Annotated in this window: 19 protein-coding genes; 4 read left to right on the top strand and 15 right to left on the bottom strand. The window is 55.0% G+C overall.

Features of this window, described 5'->3' with window-relative positions:
* Positions 1-148 precede the first annotated feature (148 nt).
* The 11 genes from purQ to BK816_RS01315 all read right to left on the bottom strand — a co-directional run bounded on the left by purQ (position 149) and on the right by BK816_RS01315 (position 11,280).
* Complete coding sequence (gene purQ / locus BK816_RS01365; protein ID WP_071163577.1) at positions 149-844, bottom strand: phosphoribosylformylglycinamidine synthase subunit PurQ; 696 nt, start codon at positions 842-844, stop codon at positions 149-151.
* Positions 844-1,101 carry a phosphoribosylformylglycinamidine synthase subunit PurS gene (purS, locus tag BK816_RS01360; RefSeq protein ID WP_071163576.1) on the bottom strand — a complete coding sequence of 86 codons (258 nt, stop codon included), beginning with the start codon at positions 1,099-1,101 and terminating at the stop codon, positions 844-846. Before purS ends, purQ begins: the two co-directional genes overlap by 1 nt.
* 204 nt (positions 1,102-1,305) lie before the next feature.
* Positions 1,306-2,235 carry a phosphoribosylaminoimidazolesuccinocarboxamide synthase gene (locus BK816_RS01355; protein WP_071163575.1) on the bottom strand — a complete coding sequence of 310 codons (930 nt, stop codon included), beginning with the start codon at positions 2,233-2,235 and terminating at the stop codon, positions 1,306-1,308.
* Positions 2,236-2,285: 50 nt separating this feature from the next.
* Positions 2,286-4,211, bottom strand: coding sequence for a hypothetical protein (locus BK816_RS01350; RefSeq protein ID WP_071163574.1), 1,926 nt, complete (start codon positions 4,209-4,211; stop codon positions 2,286-2,288).
* 93 nt (positions 4,212-4,304) lie between these two features.
* Positions 4,305-5,573, bottom strand: coding sequence for a phosphoribosylamine--glycine ligase (gene purD / locus BK816_RS01345; protein WP_071163573.1), 1,269 nt, complete (start codon positions 5,571-5,573; stop codon positions 4,305-4,307).
* 129 nt (positions 5,574-5,702) lie between these two features.
* Complete coding sequence (locus BK816_RS01340) at positions 5,703-6,584, bottom strand: S-layer homology domain-containing protein (protein WP_071163572.1); 882 nt, start codon at positions 6,582-6,584, stop codon at positions 5,703-5,705.
* Positions 6,585-6,656: 72 nt separating this feature from the next.
* Positions 6,657-7,538: an S-layer homology domain-containing protein gene (locus BK816_RS01335; protein WP_071163571.1), complete on the bottom strand. Its 882-nt coding sequence runs from the start codon at positions 7,536-7,538 to the stop codon at positions 6,657-6,659.
* Positions 7,539-7,553: 15 nt separating this feature from the next.
* Positions 7,554-8,444, bottom strand: coding sequence for an S-layer homology domain-containing protein (locus tag BK816_RS01330; protein WP_071163570.1), 891 nt, complete (start codon positions 8,442-8,444; stop codon positions 7,554-7,556).
* A 34-nt stretch (positions 8,445-8,478) separates the two neighbouring features.
* Positions 8,479-9,462, bottom strand: coding sequence for an S-layer homology domain-containing protein (locus BK816_RS01325; RefSeq protein WP_071163569.1), 984 nt, complete (start codon positions 9,460-9,462; stop codon positions 8,479-8,481).
* A gap of 15 nt (positions 9,463-9,477) precedes the next feature.
* On the bottom strand, positions 9,478-10,374 hold the full coding sequence (locus BK816_RS01320) for an S-layer homology domain-containing protein (RefSeq protein ID WP_071163568.1): 897 nt from the start codon (positions 10,372-10,374) through the stop codon (positions 9,478-9,480).
* A gap of 15 nt (positions 10,375-10,389) precedes the next feature.
* Complete coding sequence (locus BK816_RS01315; protein ID WP_071163567.1) at positions 10,390-11,280, bottom strand: S-layer homology domain-containing protein; 891 nt, start codon at positions 11,278-11,280, stop codon at positions 10,390-10,392.
* Positions 11,281-11,431: 151 nt separating this feature from the next.
* On the opposite strand from BK816_RS01315, the gene BK816_RS01310 reads away from it, so the two are divergent.
* Together BK816_RS01310 and BK816_RS01305 are read left to right on the top strand one after the other, a co-directional pair.
* A complete protein-coding gene (locus tag BK816_RS01310) occupies positions 11,432-11,968 on the top strand; it encodes a (deoxy)nucleoside triphosphate pyrophosphohydrolase (protein ID WP_170299645.1) in 537 nt (178 codons plus the stop codon).
* A 137-nt stretch (positions 11,969-12,105) separates the two neighbouring features.
* Positions 12,106-12,804: a TetR/AcrR family transcriptional regulator gene (locus tag BK816_RS01305; RefSeq protein WP_071163565.1), complete on the top strand. Its 699-nt coding sequence runs from the start codon at positions 12,106-12,108 to the stop codon at positions 12,802-12,804.
* Between the two features lie 231 nt (positions 12,805-13,035).
* On the opposite strand, the gene BK816_RS01300 is transcribed toward BK816_RS01305, so the two are convergent.
* The 4 genes from BK816_RS01300 to BK816_RS01285 form a co-directional block, all read right to left on the bottom strand.
* Entirely contained in the window at positions 13,036-13,851 is an 816-nt protein-coding gene (locus BK816_RS01300; protein WP_156981965.1) for a type I 3-dehydroquinate dehydratase, read from the bottom strand.
* 7 nt (positions 13,852-13,858) lie between these two features.
* Positions 13,859-14,224 carry a thioredoxin gene (gene trxA / locus BK816_RS01295; protein WP_071163563.1) on the bottom strand — a complete coding sequence of 122 codons (366 nt, stop codon included), beginning with the start codon at positions 14,222-14,224 and terminating at the stop codon, positions 13,859-13,861.
* A 121-nt stretch (positions 14,225-14,345) separates the two neighbouring features.
* Positions 14,346-15,395 (bottom strand): aspartate-semialdehyde dehydrogenase, encoded by a 1,050-nt coding sequence (locus BK816_RS01290; protein ID WP_071163562.1) that lies wholly within the window; start codon positions 15,393-15,395, stop codon positions 14,346-14,348.
* Positions 15,396-15,550: 155 nt separating this feature from the next.
* Complete coding sequence (locus BK816_RS01285; RefSeq protein ID WP_071163561.1) at positions 15,551-15,805, bottom strand: HPr family phosphocarrier protein; 255 nt, start codon at positions 15,803-15,805, stop codon at positions 15,551-15,553.
* Positions 15,806-15,998: 193 nt separating this feature from the next.
* Here BK816_RS01285 and ptsP point away from each other — a divergent pair, with 193 nt between their 5' ends.
* On the top strand, positions 15,999-17,720 hold the full coding sequence (ptsP, locus tag BK816_RS01280; RefSeq protein WP_236842342.1) for a phosphoenolpyruvate--protein phosphotransferase: 1,722 nt from the start codon (positions 15,999-16,001) through the stop codon (positions 17,718-17,720).
* Between the two features lie 242 nt (positions 17,721-17,962).
* The gene (gdhA, locus tag BK816_RS01275) at positions 17,963-19,300 is read left to right on the top strand and encodes an NADP-specific glutamate dehydrogenase (RefSeq protein WP_071163560.1); all 1,338 of its coding nucleotides are present in this window, start codon (positions 17,963-17,965) and stop codon (positions 19,298-19,300) included.
* Positions 19,301-19,434 lie beyond the last annotated feature (134 nt).

Here is a 19,434-nt window from a genome sequence, read left to right as displayed (position 1 = left end):
GCTATTGGTTCCCTGTCAAAGACAACGCCTAGCCAGTGCTACCAGCTAACAGCAGCTAGCTAGTTACACCTAGATATTCGCGCCTACCCAGTGGTACCTGGCCAGTAGCGTCTAAGAAACAGCGCTTTATCAGCAGGGCTTGCAGCTGTTAGCCGACTAGCTGGGTGAGCACGGAGGTGAACAGTCCAAGACCGTCAGTGCCACCGTGTGGGCCTGCTTCGCTTTGTGGGCCGAAGCCGGCCTCTACCGCGTGCTCTGGGTGCGGCATCAAACCGACCACGTTTCCGGCCTCGTTACAAACCCCGGCAATGTCGTTCATAGAACCATTGGGGTTGAACTCGCGGTAGCGGAAGACGACCTGGCCTTCGCCTTCGATGCGTTCAAGATCGTCTGGGTCGCACACGAAGTTACCTTCACCGTTCTTGAGCGGCACAGTGATTTCCTGACCGGCGGTGAACTTGGAAGTCCAAGGAGTGTCAGTGCGCACGACCTCGAGCTTCTGGTCGCGGCAGATGAACTTCTGGTGGTCGTTGCGGATGAGCGCGCCGGGTAGCAAGTGGGCTTCGCAAAGCACCTGGAAGCCGTTGCAAATACCGAGGACGGGCATGCCGGCCTTGGCGCGTTCGATTACTTTGCCCATGACGGGGCTGAGGGAGCTGATGGCCCCGCAGCGGAGGTAGTCGCCGTAGGAGAAACCACCAGGGAGCACGACGGCGTCAACGCTCTTGAGGTCTTCATCCTTGTGCCATAGTTCGACTGCTTCGGCGCCAGCTAGGCGCACGGCCCGGGCGGCGTCTCGATCATCGAGGGTGCCGGGGAAGGTCACCACACCGATTTTTACCATCAGGCTTCACCACCTAGTTCGCGCACCGAAATGACGTCTTCGATGATGGGGTTGGATAGCAAGGATTCGGCAGCTTTGGCGGCTGCGTCAAGGTGTTCGGGAGTAACTTCCCCATCTACGGTCAGTTCAAAGCGCTTGCCTTGGCGAACTCCGGTGAATCCTTCGAAACCGAGTCGTGGTAGTGCCGTGGAGATGGCTTTACCTTGTGGGTCGAGGATTTCTGGCTTCGGCATTACTTCGACGACGATGACGCCCATTTTTGCTCCTTAAATGCAGAGGGAAGAATCGCATTCGCGACACTAAAAACTACCCTATCTGTTGGGTTGGTTTTCAGCCAGTGCTGGCCTTCCCTAGTTTAGTTTATTTGGTTGGATTCTGACTGGTTATTTCTGGCCGAGGGCGGTTTTCCCACTTTTGGGCTTTTCGCCCTCGGTTCTGGTGGTGACTGTTTTGGTCTTTGCTTAGCCGGCAAATTCGGTGCCGGTGAGCTTGCGGTAGGCCTCGAGGTAGCGGTCGCGGGTGGCGGCGATAACCTTCTCTGGCAGGGCTGGTGGGGCGATTTCGCCGGTGGGGTCCCAGGCGGCCTCAGGGGATTTGAGCCAGTCCCGCAGGTATTGCTTGTCGAAGGACGGGGTGGTTTTGCCTTCTTCCCATTCTTCTTTGGCCCAGAAGCGGGACGAGTCGGGGGTGAGGACCTCGTCTGCGAGGATTAGTTCGGCCTCAGGGTCTGCGTCGGTTTCTGGCAGTAGCCCGAATTCGAACTTGGTGTCGGCCAGGATGATGCCTCGCTCGTTGGCGAGGTCGGCGGCCCGCTGGTAGATCGCTAGGGATCGTTCGGCCAGTTGTTGGGCGCGCTTTTTGCCAACCATCGCAGCAACGGCTTTCGCGGTGACGTTTTCGTCGTGCTCCCCTAGTTCGGCTTTGGCTGCTGGGGTAAAGATGGGGGTTTCGAGGCGGGAGCTTTCGGTGAGTCCGGCGGGGAGTTTGACGCCGCAGACTTCACCGTCTCGCCGGTAGTCGGCTAGGCCGGAGCCGGTGAGGTAGCCGCGCACGACGCATTCGACGGGGGCCATTTGGAGTTGTTGGCAGACCATGGCGCGGCCGGCGACCTCGGCTGGCACTTTGGTGGAGACGAGGTGGTTGGTGCCGAGGTCGGCCAGCTGTTCGAACCACCAGAGGGTGAGGGCGGTGAGGATTTTGCCCTTGTCTGGGATGAGTGAGTCGAGGACGTGGTCGTAGGCGCTAATGCGGTCCGAGGTGACTACGAGGACGTGTTTGGTGGGGTCGTAGCCTTCGGGATTGTTTGGTAGCGGGACGTATAGGTCCCGTACTTTGCCTGAGTAGACGTGTTGCCAGCCGGTGAGGGTGGGTGCCGGTGTTTGGGGCGACATGGTTTCTCCTTAATCATGACGCCCGCACTGGCGAGCGCCTAGTGCGATAACTAATTCAGGTTGGCTTTGATGATTTCCCACTGCATTGGGTGGGCGGGGGCCCCGTCGAGCCAGCCAACGGGAAGTGTCTGGTAGCTGAGCGGGTCGGTGGCTTCCCACACGTGGTGGAGGGCTAGTTCTTGTACCTGCTGACCGTAGGGGGCTTGTCCCATCCAGTCTTGGGCTTCGGCGAGTTCACGTCGTGCATCCCAGACTCCCCAGGTTTGGGCGGGGCGCAGGTTTTCTAGTAGTCGGCTGGCGGTGCGGGCGTGACTTTCGACTGGCGAGTCGGCCACCACTAGCACCTGAATTTGTTCCGGGTTGGCGGTGCGCACCTTGTTGAGTTCGTTGGCGGAACGAACGCGTACCTCGTCGCCGGGCAGCAGCGACTTGGCACCGGCGAGCACGCACTGGGCGGCTTGTCCCCCGCGGGTTAGGCGCTGGGCTAGTCTTCCGGCCACGTCAATGGCTTCCGGGATGTCGCCGATCTGGGTCAGCACCAAGATGACATCGCCGGAGGCTGGGGTGCCGTTGGCTTGCTGCTTGTCTTGGCGCTGGGTTTCGTTCGGGTAGTTTTCGTTGGCCGAGGGTGCCACGGGCTGTGCCGATCCTCCGGCGGGGTTGCTGGCGGCATTGGCTCCGTTGGCCTGTGGGGCAGCCCCGGTCTGGCCGACGGACTTTGCTCCAGCTTTAGCTGCTTCGGTCGCTTCAGCCTCGGCCTGTAGGGCGGAGGCCTGAGAGATTTCGGATAGTTCTGCTTTGAGTCGACTCGATATTGGCGACTGCTGCAGGTTGGTGGCATTAGCGGCAGGGGTCACTGGGGCGTCTGGGCGTGCGACCTCGTCGGCCACTTCACTGTTTTCTTCTTGCCAAGTTTGATCTGCGGCAAGGGCGGCCAGTTCTTCTTCGGTCACTGGCTCGTCGCTATCCCAGGCGAAGTCTTCGAAGGTTTCTTCTGCTTTTGCCGCAGGTGTTGGTTCGAAGCTGAAGAGGTCTTCGGCTTCAAAGAATTGGTCAAACTCGGTGACTTCTGCCGGTGGTTTGATTTCGCCGGCTAGTTCGTCTGGGTTGGCGATCAGGGCTTGCACCGCTTTGTCTGCGGCCTTAGCGATAGGTGATTCTGGGACTGGCTTTTCGGCCGGTCGGCTTGTTGCCTCTTGGTTTTCAGCCGGCTTTGCTAGTGGACTGTCGGCCTTGGGGGTAGCAACCGCGTCCGCATTTTCCTGGGCTGGTGCGTTCACCGGCACGTTAGCTGCTACGTTGTGGCTAGCTTCTGCTGGGGTTTTGGCCTCGGCTACTTCTGCGAGTGGGGTTTCCCAGTTTTTGGCGGCCAGTTCTGGGTTGGCGGGACGTTCTAACCCAACTTGTTGTAGCTGGTTGGTGGCTTGTTGCTGATGGGTTGGCCGTCCAGCGCCCACAGTGCGATTTGCTTGGGTAGCTTCGTCCTCGGTTGGCACTTGTGGGGTGCGAGGGATGGTGAGGTTTGGCCGGGTGGGGGCTGCTGGTGGCAGGTAGCCGGAAGGTAGGTGGTAGTGACGGGGCGAGAAGAGGGCGTTGGCGGTCGCGCGAATATTTTGGGCGAGCTGGTTGTTGTGCCGTAGTTCTTGCCGGGTTTCTTCGAGCATGCGCTCGAGTTCGTCATCACTGGGGCCCTGGCTGGCTCGTGGGGTAGCCGTGGTGGTGGCTTCTTCGGCGGCCTCGGCTTCAGCTTGGGCGCGGGCAGCAGCGCGTTCCTGGTACCAGTTTGGGTCTGGCAGGGCATCCGCAGGGTTACGTCCAGCGGCGAGGGCGGAGAGGACGGAGAGTTCACCGAGCATGGCGGGGTCCATGAACCACCCGGGCACTTGCTCCTGCGTTTGGGCAGGGTTAGTGGGCGCCTGGGCGGCGTTGTTGGTTGGCTGACCGGACTGGGTGTCGTTCGGTTCGTTTGGACCCATTATGTTGGTTCTTCCTCTCGCGTTCGCTTACCCATCAACGGTTTTCGTTGACAGTGTTAGCCCTAGCATAATACCCCGTTTGGGCGGGTTTTTTCAGGCGGTTGGGGCGTCCATGCTAGCGGCGATATCACTGCGGTAGTGACTGCCTTCAAGGTGGAGTGCCTTTATGGCCTCGTATGCTTGGGCGCGGGCGGTAGCAACATCTTTTCCGAGGGCGGTTACTGACAAGACGCGACCGCCGGAGGCGACCAGGTCGCCGTCCTCGTTTAGCTTGGTGCCGGCGTGGATTAGGTAGGCGTCCGGTACTGATTCGGCGGCGTCGATCCCGGTGATAACTCCCCCGGTGCGAGTATCGAGTGGGTAACCGTTGGCGGCTAGGACCACGGTAACGGCGGCGTCCTCGGCCCATTCAAGTGGGGGCTGCTGGTCTAGGGTGCCGGTGGCGGCAGCTAGGAGCAGGTCTGGTAGTGAGGAGCGCAGGCGAGCGAGGACGACCTGAGTTTCGGGATCACCGAAGCGGACGTTGAATTCGACGACGCGCAATCCACCGGAGGTGAGGGCCAAACCGCAGTAGAGCAAACCAACGAAGGGGGTGCCACGGCGGGCCATCTCGTCAACGACGGGTTGGGCAACCACTTTGACGACTCGCTGCGGCAAACCATCTGGCACCCAGGTCAGTGGCGAGTATGCGCCCATGCCACCGGTGTTGGGGCCGGTTTGACCGTCGTAGGCACGCTTAAAATCTTGGGCAGCTTCGAGGGGCACCACAGTGGAGCCATCACAAACACAGAAGAGTGAAACTTCGGGGCCGTCAAGGTATTCTTCGATCAGGACTTGCCCGCCTTGCTGTTCAAGGCATTTACGTCCATGTTCTAACGCTTCGTCATAGTCGGAAGTGACGACGACGCCTTTGCCGGCAGCGAGGCCATCAGCTTTAACCACGTAGGGGCTACCTAGTTCACTCAGAGCGGCGCTAACTGCTTCGAGGTCGGTGCACACGCGAGCTTCCGCGGTGGGCACGCCAGCTGCAGCCATCACGTCCTTAGCGAAAGCCTTAGAACCTTCCAGTTGAGCGGCCTCCGTATCGGGACCAAAAACTGGGACACCAGCTTCACGCAGTGCCTGACCAACACCAGCTACCAGTGGGGCTTCAGGACCGATCACGGCTAAATCTACATGCTCGCGCAAGGCTAGGTCCACCATAGCCTGTCCGTCCATTGGGTCTAGCGCAACTAGTTCGCCAAGTTCTGCCATGCCCGGGTTGCCAGGCACAATCAGCAGTCGTTCGACCTTCGAGTCAGCTTTCAAAGAACGTGCGAGGGCGTGTTCACGGCCGCCCGAACCGAGCAAGAGAATATTCACGTTACAAAGATTACTAGGTTCACCCGCCAAATGCCCCACTAGGGGCGAAATTGGTGGTTATAAATCTAAGGTAGTTAAAGACCCTGCCAATAGATTAACTAAGACAAGACTTTCCGATTCAAGAGGGGACTAGGGAAAATCGATAAATTTCCCATTCTTACAAAGAGCTTTGCTTCCGCCGCCCATTACTAGAATGACGCCCTCTCGACAACGAGCAGGCTTCATACCCCTTGTGATGCCTGAGTCTGTAGGGATGCCTGGTTCAAGACCTTCGCCGCCGTTATTGTTTCGTTTCGGAGCTGGCTTATGAACCTTCGGCTTCGATGCAGGCTTATGAGCTCTCGGCTTTGGTGCAGGCTTTGGTGGACGATACTCAAACTTAGTACTCACACCCTTAAACAAACTCGGATTCAAACCAGCAAACCGACTCTGATACTTCACCCGATACAAAAACGCAATAAACGCCTCACGACTAATCGACTCACCAGGCCTAAACGAACCATCAGCCCAACCAGTAGTAATCTCCATCGAACGCAACCACTGAATATCACGCTTAAACGGCGAAGCCAAAGTATCCCTAAACGGCGGAGCACTAAACGGATCCCCACCACCCTTAGTCACCGACATACGACGCAAAAACGCCGCCATAGCCTCACGACTAATCGGCTCACCAGGACGAAACGAACCATCCGCCCAACCACGAGCACCATTAACCGCACGAAGCCAACAAATCTCCTTCGAAAAAGCAGTCAACTTCGAATTAACATCCCGAAAACAATACCCACTCCCATAAAACTTCGGAGACCCAAAAGCACGATACAAAAACGCCGCAGCAGCCTCACGACTAATCGGAGCCAAAGGACGAAAAGTACCATCCGCCCAACCCCTCACAACACCCTCAGCAGCCATCTGATTAATCGGCCGCTCAAACAAATACCCCTCCGGCACATCAGAAAACTGCAAAGGCACCACAGAACCAACCAACAAACCAACAGACAAAACCAAACTCACAACAAACCTCCAAAAAACAAATCACAAAGCGACATCATCGCCCCAGCACCACACTAAAACAAACCTCCAAAATCAAGGAATAGTAATATATTTCCCATTCTTACAAAGCGACTTACTACCGCCGCCCATCTGAAGCATTCGCCCTTCCGTGCATCGAGTATGCTTAAATCCTGGTGTGATTTGGAATTTTTTATCGCCAATTCCAGGTTCAGTGCCGTTACCACGACTCTTACGCGGTGCATCGGTGCGTTTCGGAGCTGGCTTATGAGCTCTCGGCTTTGGCGCAGGCTTTGGTGCAGGCTTTGGTGGACGATACTCAAACTTAGTACTCACACCCTTAAACAAACTCGGATTCAAACCAGCAAACCGACTCTGATACTTCACCCGATACAAAAACGCAATAAACGCCTCACGACTAATCGACTCACCAGGCCTAAACGAACCATCCGCCCAACCAGTAGTAATCTCCATCGAACGCAACCACTGAATATCACGCTTAAACGGCGAAGCCAAAGTATCCCTAAACGGCGGAGCACTAAACGGATCCCCACCACCCTTAGTCACCGACATACGACGCAAAAACGCCGCCATAGCCTCACGACTAATCGGCTCACCAGGACGAAACGAACCATCCGCCCAACCACGAGCACCATTAACCGCACGAAGCCAACAAATCTCCTTCGAAAAAGCAGTCAACTTCGAATTAACATCCCGAAAACAATACCCACTCCCATAAAACTTCGGAGACCCAAAAGCACGATACAAAAACGCCGCAGCAGCCTCACGACTAATCGGAGCCAAAGGACGAAAAGTACCATCCGCCCAACCCCTCACAACACCCTCAGCAGCCATCTGATTAATCGGCCGCTCAAACAAATACCCCTCCGGCACATCAGAAAACTGCAAAGGCACCACAGAACCAACCAACAAACCAACAGACAAAACCAAACTCACAACAAACCTCCAAAATCACGGAATAGTAATAAATTTCCCATTCTTACAAAGCGACTTACTACCGCCACCCATCTGCAAAATCTGCCCCTCTCTACAACGAACAGCCTTAATTTCTGGAGCAATCCGATACCCCAGCATGCCTGGTTCGATGTCTCCGCCGCCATTATTGTTTCGTTTCGGAGCTGGCTTATGAACCTTCGGCTTCGATGCAGGCTTATGAGCTCTCGGCTTTGGTGCAGGCTTTGGTGCAGGCTTTGGTGGACGATACTCAAACTTAGTACTCACACCCTTAAACAAACTCGGATTCAAACCAGCAAACCGACTCTGATACTTCACCCGATACAAAAACGCAATAAACGCCTCACGACTAATCGACTCACCAGGCCTAAACGAACCATCAGCCCAACCAGTAGTAATCTCCATCGAACGCAACCACTGAATATCACGCTTAAACGGCGAAGCCAAAGTATCCCTAAACGGCGGAGCACTAAACGGATCCCCACCACCCTTAGTCACCGACATACGACGCAAAAACGCCGCCATAGCCTCACGACTAATCGGCTCACCAGGACGAAACGAACCATCCGCCCAACCACGAGCACCATTAACCGCACGAAGCCAACAAATCTCCTTCGAAAAAGCAGTCAACTTCGAATTAACATCCCGAAAACAATACCCACTCCCATAAAACTTCGGAGACCCAAAAGCACGATACAAAAACGCCGCAGCAGCCTCACGACTAATCGGAGCCAAAGGACGAAAAGTACCATCCGCCCAACCCCTCACAACACCCTCAGCAGCCATCTGATTAATCGGCCGCTCAAACAAATACCCCTCCGGCACATCAGAAAACTGCAAAGGCACCACAGAACCAACCAACAAACCAACAGACAAAACCAAACTCACAACAAACCTCCAAAAAACAAATCACAAAGCGACATCATCGCCCCAAATAAACAACCTTATTATTCCTACAAACAAACTTATTGCCATAGAGTCCTTTCAAGAACGGCAAGTCACTGCATGTGGGATTACGGTACGTATTACCTCTACAGACCGATAGAGAGCCACCTCCCATATGCAGGATATGACCTTCTTTGCATCGACCTGGCTTACGATTCGGATTAACCGAATATCCTATGGTGCCTGGTTCGATGCCTTCGCCGCCGTTATTGTTTCGTTTCGGAGCTGGCTTATGAACCTTCGGCTTCGATGCAGGCTTATGAGCTCTCGGCTTTGGTGCAGGCTTTGGTGCAGGCTTTGGTGCAGGCTTTGGTGGACGATACTCAAACTTAGTACTCACACCCTTAAACAAACTCGGATTCAAACCAGCAAACCGACTCTGATACTTCACCCGATACAAAAACGCAATAAACGCCTCACGACTAATCGACTCACCAGGCCTAAACGAACCATCAGCCCAACCAGTAGTAATCTCCATCGAACGCAACCACTGAATATCACGCTTAAACGGCGAAGCCAAAGTATCCCTAAACGGCGGAGCACTAAACGGATCCCCACCACCCTTAGTCACCGACATACGACGCAAAAACGCCGCCATAGCCTCACGACTAATCGGCTCACCAGGACGAAACGAACCATCCGCCCAACCACGAGCACCATTAACCGCACGAAGCCAACAAATCTCCTTCGAAAAAGCAGTCAACTTCGAATTAACATCCCGAAAACAATACCCACTCCCATAAAACTTCGGAGACCCAAAAGCACGATACAAAAACGCCGCAGCAGCCTCACGACTAATCGGAGCCAAAGGACGAAAAGTACCATCCGCCCAACCCCTCACAACACCCTCAGCAGCCATCTGATTAATCGGCCGCTCAAACAAATACCCCTCCGGCACATCAGAAAACTGCAAAGGCACCACAGAACCAACCAACAAACCAACAGACAAAACCAAACTCACAACAAACCTCCAAAATCACGGAATACTGATAAACTTCCCATTCTTACAAAGAGCTTTGCTTCCGCCACCCATCTGCAAAATCTGCCCCTCCTTGCATCGGGAAGGCTTAAATCCTGGTGTGATTTGGAATTTTTTATCGCCAATTCCAGGTTCAGTGCCGTTACCACGACTCTTACGCGGTGCATCGGTGCGTTTCGGAGCTGGCTTATGAACCTTCGGCTTCGATGCAGGCTTATGAGCTCTCGGCTTTGGTGCAGGCTTTGGTGGACGATACTCAAACTTAGTACTCACACCCTTAAACAAACTCGGATTCAAACCAGCAAACCGACTCTGATACTTCACCCGATACAAAAACGCAATAAACGCCTCACGACTAATCGACTCACCAGGCCTAAACGAACCATCAGCCCAACCAGTAGTAATCTCCATCGAACGCAACCACTGAATATCACGCTTAAACGGCGAAGCCAAAGTATCCCTAAACGGCGGAGCACTAAACGGATCCCCACCACCCTTAGTCACCGACATACGACGCAAAAACGCCGCCATAGCCTCACGACTAATCGGCTCACCAGGACGAAACGAACCATCCGCCCAACCACGAGCACCATTAACCGCACGAAGCCAACAAATCTCCTTCGAAAAAGCAGTCAACTTCGAATTAACATCCCGAAAACAATACCCACTCCCATAAAACTTCGGAGACCCAAAAGCACGATACAAAAACGCCGCAGCAGCCTCACGACTAATCGGAGCCAAAGGACGAAAAGTACCATCCGCCCAACCCCTCACAACACCCTCAGCAGCCATCTGATTAATCGGCCGCTCAAACAAATACCCCTCCGGCACATCAGAAAACTGCAAAGGCACCACAGAACCAACCAACAAACCAACAGACAAAACCAAACTCACAACAAACCTCCAAAATCACGGAATACTGATATATTTCCCATTCTTACAAAGAGCTTTGCTTCCGCCACCCATCTGCAATATTCGCCCCTCTTTACAACGGCTAGCCTTAATTTCTGGAGCTATGTTATATCCTAAGACGCCTGGTTCGATGTCTCCGCCGCCGTTATTGTTTCGTTTCGGAGCTGGCTTATGAACCTTCGGCTTCGATGCAGGCTTATGAGCTCTCGGCTTTGGCGCAGGCTTCGGTGCAGGCTTTGGTGGACGATACTCAAACTTAGTACTCACACCCTTAAACAAACTCGGATTCAAACCAGCAAACCGACTCTGATACTTCACCCGATACAAAAACGCAATAAACGCCTCACGACTAATCGACTCACCAGGCCTAAACGAACCATCAGCCCAACCAGTAGTAATCTCCATCGAACGCAACCACTGAATATCACGCTTAAACGGCGAAGCCAAAGTATCCCTAAACGGCGGAGCACTAAACGGATCCCCACCACCCTTAGTCACCGACATACGACGCAAAAACGCCGCCATAGCCTCACGACTAATCGGCTCACCAGGACGAAACGAACCATCCGCCCAACCACGAGCACCATTAACCGCACGAAGCCAACAAATCTCCTTCGAAAAAGCAGTCAACTTCGAATTAACATCCCGAAAACAATACCCACTCCCATAAAACTTCGGAGACCCAAAAGCACGATACAAAAACGCCGCAGCAGCCTCACGACTAATCGGAGCCAAAGGACGAAAAGTACCATCCGCCCAACCCCTCACAACACCCTCAGCAGCCATCTGATTAATCGGCCGCTCAAACAAATACCCCTCCGGCACATCAGAAAACTGCAAAGGCACCACAGAACCAACCAACAAACCAACAGACAAAACCAAACTCACAACAAACCTCCAAAAAACAAATTGCCAATCTCAAGCAATCTTAAACCTGCTAGAAAATCGACGCAACGTAATATCTCAAAAGCAAGTATTCCCCAATTTTTCCCCGCACCTACTTTTGCCCACTTAGCTACCTTTTCGTATGGTTAGGAGCATGACTCAACTTGTAGTGGCTGCAGCGATTGTTAACGATCTGGAACGCCCCACCCATTTGCTGTGTGCGCAACGGGCCTACCCCCTAGAGCTGAAAGGGAAATGGGAACTTCCCGGCGGGAAGGTGGAGCCTAACGAGGAACCGGCTGTTGCGCTTCGTCGCGAGATTCACGAGGAACTCGACCTCGAAATCGAGCTTGGGCCACAAATCAAAGCAACTTGGGATCAGATTGACGAAAAAACCCGGGAAGCTTGGCATCAGATATACGCTGAGGGTGGCCGCTATGCCCAACAGGTCGAGGGTGATTTTTCGGCTAACCGACCAAGTGACGAGGGCGATTGGCCACTCGTTGCGGACCTGCGGATGAGAGTCTGGGTCTGTCAACTAGCCGACGAAACCTCCATGCCACAACTGCGTAGTGCCGATGGTGGTCACCAAGCGCTTAAGTGGGTGCCTTGGGAAACCGTCCTCGACCTCGACTGGCTACCAGCCGACTACCCGATCATCGAAGCCATCCGAGAAACCTGCAAACGTTAGGTGTCTGAAAAACTCATGCCCAATCAGACCCACTAAAAACCGTGATTTATCGGTAATTTTTCTTGGGGGACTAGTTTTTGAGGCGCGAACAAGATATTATTACCGCAAAAGTGTCCGAAAAATAGAAAGATCTGCTTGTGCCTAGAATCATTGGGGAAAACTTAGCTGAACATCGTGCCCAAAAACGAGCCCGCTTATTTGAAGCTTTGCGCGACCTACTTGACGAAAAGGGCTTCGAATCCATTACCTTGGCTGAAATCGCCAAGCGCGCCCAGGTGGGACGTACCGCGATTTACAATCACTTCCCAGATAAAGAATCAATTTTGCTCGCCTACATTACCGAGCAGACCCGCTCCTATGCCAAGGATTTGGCCGCGGAACTACAGCAGATCGACGACCCGATTGTGAAGATTCGACGCTACATTCGTCGTCAGCTTCGCCTCAACTCAACCATTCACGTTTCGGCCGGCATTGACCTGCGCCATGTGGTCACCCCTGAAACTGCCATGGAACTCTCCGCCCACGCGGTCATCATCGAAGATATTCTGCGCACGATCCTGCGAGAAGCCATGCGCCAAGGCAAAATCATCGAACAGCGCACCGAACCCCTAGTGCAGCTACTACACGCCACTCTTTCGCTTGGAATTCGCGAGACTGACCCACACGGTTACGCGGGCATGATCATTGCGACCGAAGAATTCGGATTGCGGGCCCTCGGGGCCGAGGTCGAACCAACCAGCGAAGCCGAATACCAAGAACTGGTCAAACTAGCTGAAGCTGACCTCAGTGCCCAGCGCACCGGCAGCCGCCCGAGCGTCTGCCCAGTAAACCACTGAGCGAATATAACTTAAGCGGGTGGGGCGACCAATCTGGTCGCCCCACCCGCTTAATAAATCCAAAACAAAAGACGCCAGCCGATAAGCCGGCCTCTCAGTGAAGCTAAAGGGTTGCAAATACCCAAGGGACGTTAAGCGTTGGGACCAGAACCCCGGGGCTAGATCCCCTAGGCAGATCCCCGGGGCAAATCCATGTGAACAATCGCGGTAACCCCGAGTTCCCCTTAAGATCTAGCGTTTGAGGCCCATCCCAGCCATGCTGGCCAGCAAATCTCCCATTGCCTGAGCCCCCAACTGTCCTGGGGCACTTGCTTGGCCGTCAACAGCAGCGAAAGTCGCACAGTTACCAAACAAGTGCCCTACTGCGCGGGTGACTTGTCCGGCTGGTCCCATCCCAATCGCCAAAAGTTCTGGGCGTGGCCGCGCCAACGCACCCAAAGCTGGCGATGGTGGCTGCTGGTTTTGCTGATAGTGTCGAGCCAAAACCTGCAATAGCTGCGCCGCCTGCAGTTGGTTCTCTACCTGGCACGCGATCTTCGCGATCTCCACCCCAGCCTCAGCGGCGGTAGCGAAGAAACCATCAATCGTGGCCATCGGCGGCATTTGCTCAAAGTCATGCCATGAAAGCAGCACTCGCGCTCCCCCGTTACGGCCGGCATCAATCAGCCCCGCCAAAATCGGCGGCGGCATCTCTGGGTCCCATTCCACGTCCACATACTCAACGTGCTGGGCCACCTCGGACATGCCCTCGGCATAGTCAAAGAACTCAAGGTCAGCTTCCCCGCCCTGGCTGGCAGTGCGGATAGTCCCCAAAATTGGGCAGGCTGCGGCTTCGCGGACTTGCTCCAGCCAGGCCCAGTCGCCCTCGGTAATCAACTGCGACAAGTTCGGCAAATGATCCAAGCGAACTTCCACGCAGTCAGCTAAACCACGAGCGGCTCCAGCCTGCGAAATCATCTCTGCCGTTGTTTGGCCCATCAGGGGCACAATTACGGCACACCCCGCCGGGTTCAAAACCTGCAGCGGGGTGGGTGCGTAACGTTTCACGAGGCGATCAGCCCTGTTCGCCAGCGGCAATCTGGGCGCGCACTTCGTCCATGTTCAAAGCGGCGACCTGACCCAAAACGTCTTCCAAAGCGCTCTGGTTCAAAACGCCGGACTGGCGGAATACCGGAATGCCTTCACGGAAAATCATGATGGTCGGGATGGAGGAAATCTGGGCGGCAGCAGCAAGTTCCTGCTGAGCGTCAGTGTCAACCTTGCCGAAAACAGCTTCCGAGTGTGCTTCCGAAGCAGCTTCGAAGATTGGGCCGAACTGGCGGCAAGGACCGCACCAGGCAGCCCAGAAGTCGAGCAGAACGATGTCGTTCTTGCTCAAAGTTTCATCAATGTTGTCTTTGGTGATTTCTACGGTTGCCATGTTTTTCTCCCATGAGGTTAGAAAGCTTATACATTCACCCTAACATATTGGGCGCTCGCTTTATTCCCAGCGGGTAAAGATTTGCTGGCCGAGGACGACCTCGACCAGCAAAAACTAAAACTCAGGCTTGAGCTGCAACCAACTCGGCCAACTGCACCGCGTTCAAAGCGGCACCCTTACGCAAGTTGTCATTGCTAATCACCATGACCAAACCGCGGTTATCAGGCACCGCCTGGTCTAGGCGCAAACGACCCACCAACGACGGGTCAACCCCAGCGGCAGCCAAAGGAGTAGGCACCTCATCAAGCGCAACCCCAGCGGACTCGTCCAAGAGTTCTTGGGCGCGCTTGAGGTCGACCGGGTTCGCGAACTCGGCGTGAACCGTCAAGGTGTGGCCGGTGAAAACTGGCACGCGCACACAAGTGCCCGAAACCAAAAGTTCTGGGGCGTGCAGGATCTTGCGGGATTCGAAACGCAACTTCTGCTCTTCATCAGTTTCGTTCGAGCCATCTTCCACCAAGTTGCCAGCAAAAGGCACCACGTTAGCGGCAATCGGAGCCACATAAGGACCCAAGTCTGCCGGCTGTGCCAGCGAGCCATCAACCACTAGCTTGGTTAGCTCTGGGTTATCGGTCAGTTCCTTCATCTGGGTGGCGAGGGCGTTAACGCCAGCCAAACCAGAACCGGACACGGCCTGGTAGGTGGAAACGAACAAGCGGGTCAAGCCCCACTCACGGTGCAACGGAGCCAAAACTGGCATGGCGGCCATGGTGGTGCAGTTCGGGTTAGCGATAATGCCACGAGGGCGATCCGAAACATCCTGCGGGTTCACTTCTGCCACCACGAGTGGCACCTGTGGATCGCGGCGCCAAGCGGACGAGTTGTCCACAACCACCGCACCGGCCTCGGCAAACTTCGGGGCGTATTCCTTCGAAGCAGCACCACCGGCACTAAAGATCGCAATATCAATGCCGGAAAAATCGGCGGTGGCAACGTCCTCGACTACGACCTGTTCGCCTTGGAATTCCAAGGTCTTACCGGCCGAGCGGGCACTTGCGAAGAAACGAATCGAATTGTACTTAAAGCCTCGCTCCGCCAAGAGAGTGCGCATTACTGCACCGACCTGACCGGTAGCTCCAACCACAGCAATATTTGGATTTTGCAGGCTCATGTTTCTTCCTTTTGCCCGAATAGTAGTTAACGTTCAACCCCAATCCTAGCGTATTAGTACACCTTTTCCAGCGGCAGGAAGAAAAATAAAAAAAGTGTGGCCAAAACACCTTAGTGCTGGCCACACTTTTTAAAGATTAACCTTCGGTTTTATCCTCAGGCGTCAAGATCGGAAGCGATCATTTCAGCGATCTTTTCCACGGCTTCTTCGTTGTCGGAAGTAACGGTTACTTCGTCACCGTAGGAAGCGCCGAGGGTCATAATCATCATGGCCGAATCGGCGTCGACTTCTTCGTCACCTAGGGTCAATACAATGTCGTCATCGTATTCGCCAGCTGCGTCAGCAACCAATGCGGCAGGACGTGCGTGCAAACCGACCTTCGAACCAACGGTTACAGTCTTTGATGCCATGTTTACTCTCCTTAAGAGTTTTGAGGCGGCGAACCGCCCAGTTTGGGGTTGTTTTGCTAGGCCTCTGTGCCTAACATGCCCTTATATCTAAGCATAAATTTCTCGCTGGGGAAAGATATATCACTTATCGAGTGCTATTTTTGTGTATGACGCTTAAACTAAAAGGCAATTGCACGACCCGAAGGAGATCCCCGTGTCAGACGTGAACACCGGCGTTCAGAACAACAATAGCGCCACAAATTCGAATACAAAGCTCACCTTGGAAGGTACCGGCGTAGTTGCCGGCCTCGCTTACGCCCCAGTCGCTTGGGTTCGTCGCCCAGAACCACCTTCGCTCACTGGCCTCGAATTGCCAGCTGCTGAAGTTGACGACGCAATCGAAGCATTCCGCACCGCAGCCGATGGCGTAGTCGAAGGCCTCGAAGCCCGCGCCGAAAAGGCCGAAGGCGATGCGGCTGAAGTCCTCAAGATGACTGCTGGTCTTGCTCGCGATAAGGCTTGGCGCAAGGCTGTTGTTCGCCATATTAAGAACGGCGTTCGCCCAGTTAACGCCGTAGCAAAAGCTACCGAAGAGTTCGTCGCCCTCTTTATGAAGGTTGGCGGCCTCATGGCTGAACGCGTCACCGACCTTCGCGATATTCGCGACCGTGTGGCTGCCCGCCTCGAAGGTCGCCCCGAACCAGGTTTGCCCAGCCCCACCGAACCAGTCATCCTTTTGGCTGACGACTTGGCTCCAGTTGATACTGCCGGCCTCGACCCGAAGATCTTCGTTGCCCTTGCTACCGAACTTGGTGGCCCCACCTCCCACACCGCGATTATTGCTCGTCAGCTCGGCATTCCTTGTGTCGTTGCCGTGGGCAAGATGGGCGCATTGGCCGAGGGCGACCTCGTTCTCGTTGACGGTTCCGAAGGTACTATTCGCCGCGGGGTTGACGCCGACGACGCTCGTGAAGCCGTTGCTTCCGACCTCGAACGTCGCGAAAAGATCAACGCTTGGACCGGCCCGGCAGTGACCCGCGATGGCCACCACGTCCAGCTTCTAGCTAACGTTCAGGACGCTGCTGCTGCTCAGCGCGCTTCCGAATCGAACGCTGAAGGCGTGGGCCTGTTCCGTACCGAACTTTGCTTCTTGGGCACCAAGGAAGAACCCTCGGTTGAATCCCAGGCCATGTCCTACCGTGGCGTCTTCGAAGCCTTCAACGGCAAGAAGGTCGTAGTTCGTACCCTCGACTCCGGCTCTGACAAGCCAGTTCCTTTCGCCACCTTGGCTGATGAACCAAACCCATCCTTGGGTGTGCGCGGTATTCGTACTCAGCGCATCAACAACGGCTTGCTAGGCAACCAGCTCGACGCTATCAAGATGTCCCTTGACGGCCTCGACAGTGAAGCATGGGTTATGTGCCCCATGATTTCGACCTTGCCAGAAGCCCGCGAAGTAGCCAAGGCGATTCGCAACCGCGGTCTGAAGGCCGGCATCATGGTGGAAGTTCCCTCCACCGCCCTTTTGATCGACCAGTTCTTGGACGAAATCGACTTCGTTTCGATTGGCACCAACGACCTCACCCAGTACGTGATGGCCGCTGACCGCCTCTCCGCAAACCTCGCCGAGTTCACCACCCCATGGCAGCCAGCCGTCCTCAACTTGATGGCTCGTGTAGCCGAGGCTGGCGAACGCAAGGGCAAGCCAGTTGGGGTTTGCGGTGAAGCTGCCGCTGATCCATTGCTCGCTTGCGTCCTCGTTGGCATGGGCATGACCAGCCTCTCCATGGCTGCTGGTGCCATCAGTGCCGTCGGTGCCGCCCTTTCGGAAGTCACCTTGGAACAGTGCAAGGCTGCCGCCCGCGCCGTCATCAACGCTTTCGATGACGAGCAGGCACAAAAGACTGCCCGCGCCATCCTCGGCACTATTTCCTGAGAAAGCGGAAGCTGAGCTTACGGGTCTAAAGCCCTAAGATTAAAGCGTCATTTCCCCCAGAAAGTTTCCTTTTGACTTTCTGGGGGAAAATTTTACCTTTTGATTAGACTTTTAACTCTCTTTGGGTTTAACATGGTTTTGCACAGGGAGATACTGTGCGTATTTCTGCGGCCTGCCGCTTGGGTTTACAGCCTTTTGACAGAGCGTAGATCCTATTTTGCCTTTAATCCTGGAGGGATACCGTGCAGCAAGAAGCTAAACGCGTTTTTGAAATTGTTAAACAGCGCAATGCCGGCGAAACCGAATTTTTACAAGCAGTTGAAGAAGTCCTAGCCTCGCTGGGCCCACTGCTTGACGCCGAACCAAAATACGCCGACGCAAATCTACTTGAACGAATGGTCGAACCAGAACGCCAGATCTTCTTCCGCGTTCCATGGGTCGACGACGAAGGTAAAGTTCAGGTCAATCGCGGCTTCCGTATCGAATTCAACTCGGCACTTGGCCCCTACAAGGGCGGTCTCCGCTTCCATCCTTCCGTCAATGCTTCGATTCTGAAGTTCCTCGGCTTCGAACAAATCTTCAAGAACGCTCTCACCGACCAAGCTATCGGCGGTGGCAAGGGCGGCTCCGACTTCGACCCACACGGTCGTTCTGACGCTGAAATCATGCGTTTCTGCCAGTCCTTCATGACCGAGCTTTACCGCCACCTCGGCGCTGACCGCGACGTCCCAGCGGGCGACATTGGCGTGGGCGCTCGCGAGATCGGTTACCTCTTTGGCCAGTACAAGCGCCTAACTAACCGCTTTGAGGCTGGCGTACTCACCGGTAAGAGCCTCGATTGGGGCGGCTCCTTGGTCCGTAAGGAAGCTACCGGTTACGGCACCGTTCTTTTCGCTCAGTCCATGATGGAAACTGCCGGCGAATCCTTCGAAGGCAAGACCGTTTCGGTCTCGGGTGCCGGTAACGTCGCCATTTACGCCATCGAAAAGGCCCAGCAGCTAGGCGCCAAGCCCGTTACTTTCTCCGACTCCTCCGGCTGGGTTTACGATCCGAACGGGGTCGACCTCGACCTACTAAAGCAGGTTAAGGAAGTTGAACGTGGCCGTGTAGCCGACTACGTAGCTCGCCGCGAAGGCGCTGAACTGCACACCGAAGGCCGCGTTTGGGAAGTTGCCGTCGACGTGGCACTCCCCTGTGCTACCCAGAACGAATTGGACGAGGACGACGCCAAGAAGCTAGTAGCCAACGGCTGCAAGGTGGTGGCCGAAGGTGCCAACATGCCTTCCACCCCAGGAGCGATTGAAGTCTTCCAGAACGCTCATCTGCTCTACGCTCCAGGTAAGGCCTCCAATGCCGGTGGCGTGGCGACCTCGGCCCTGGAAATGGCACAGAATGCTGCCCGTACCAAGTGGGACTTCGAAAAGGCAGAAAAGGAACTTACTGCCATCATGAAGGACATTCACGATAGTTGCGCCCGTACCGCCGAAGAGTTCGGCGAACCAGGCAACTACGTACTTGGCGCTAATATTCTTGGGTTCAAGCGCGTCGCTGACGCGATGCTCGCCCATGGGGTCATCTAACCGTCGGTCGTGGTTGACTTTGGTTGCGCTTATACCTCTCAAGCGCATAGATAACTCCTAGAGTAACCCGGCTAGCTTTTGCCTCACGGCACCTCTCCTTACCAGCTAGCCGGGTTCCTTTACACCCCGTAATG

The organism is Boudabousia tangfeifanii, from assembly GCF_001856685.1.
In the GTDB taxonomy this organism is placed as follows: Bacteria; Actinomycetota; Actinomycetes; order Actinomycetales; family Actinomycetaceae; genus Boudabousia; species Boudabousia tangfeifanii.
The sequence above is the reverse complement of the archived record's forward strand: the minus strand, read 5'-3'. Positions and strand labels throughout refer to the sequence as shown.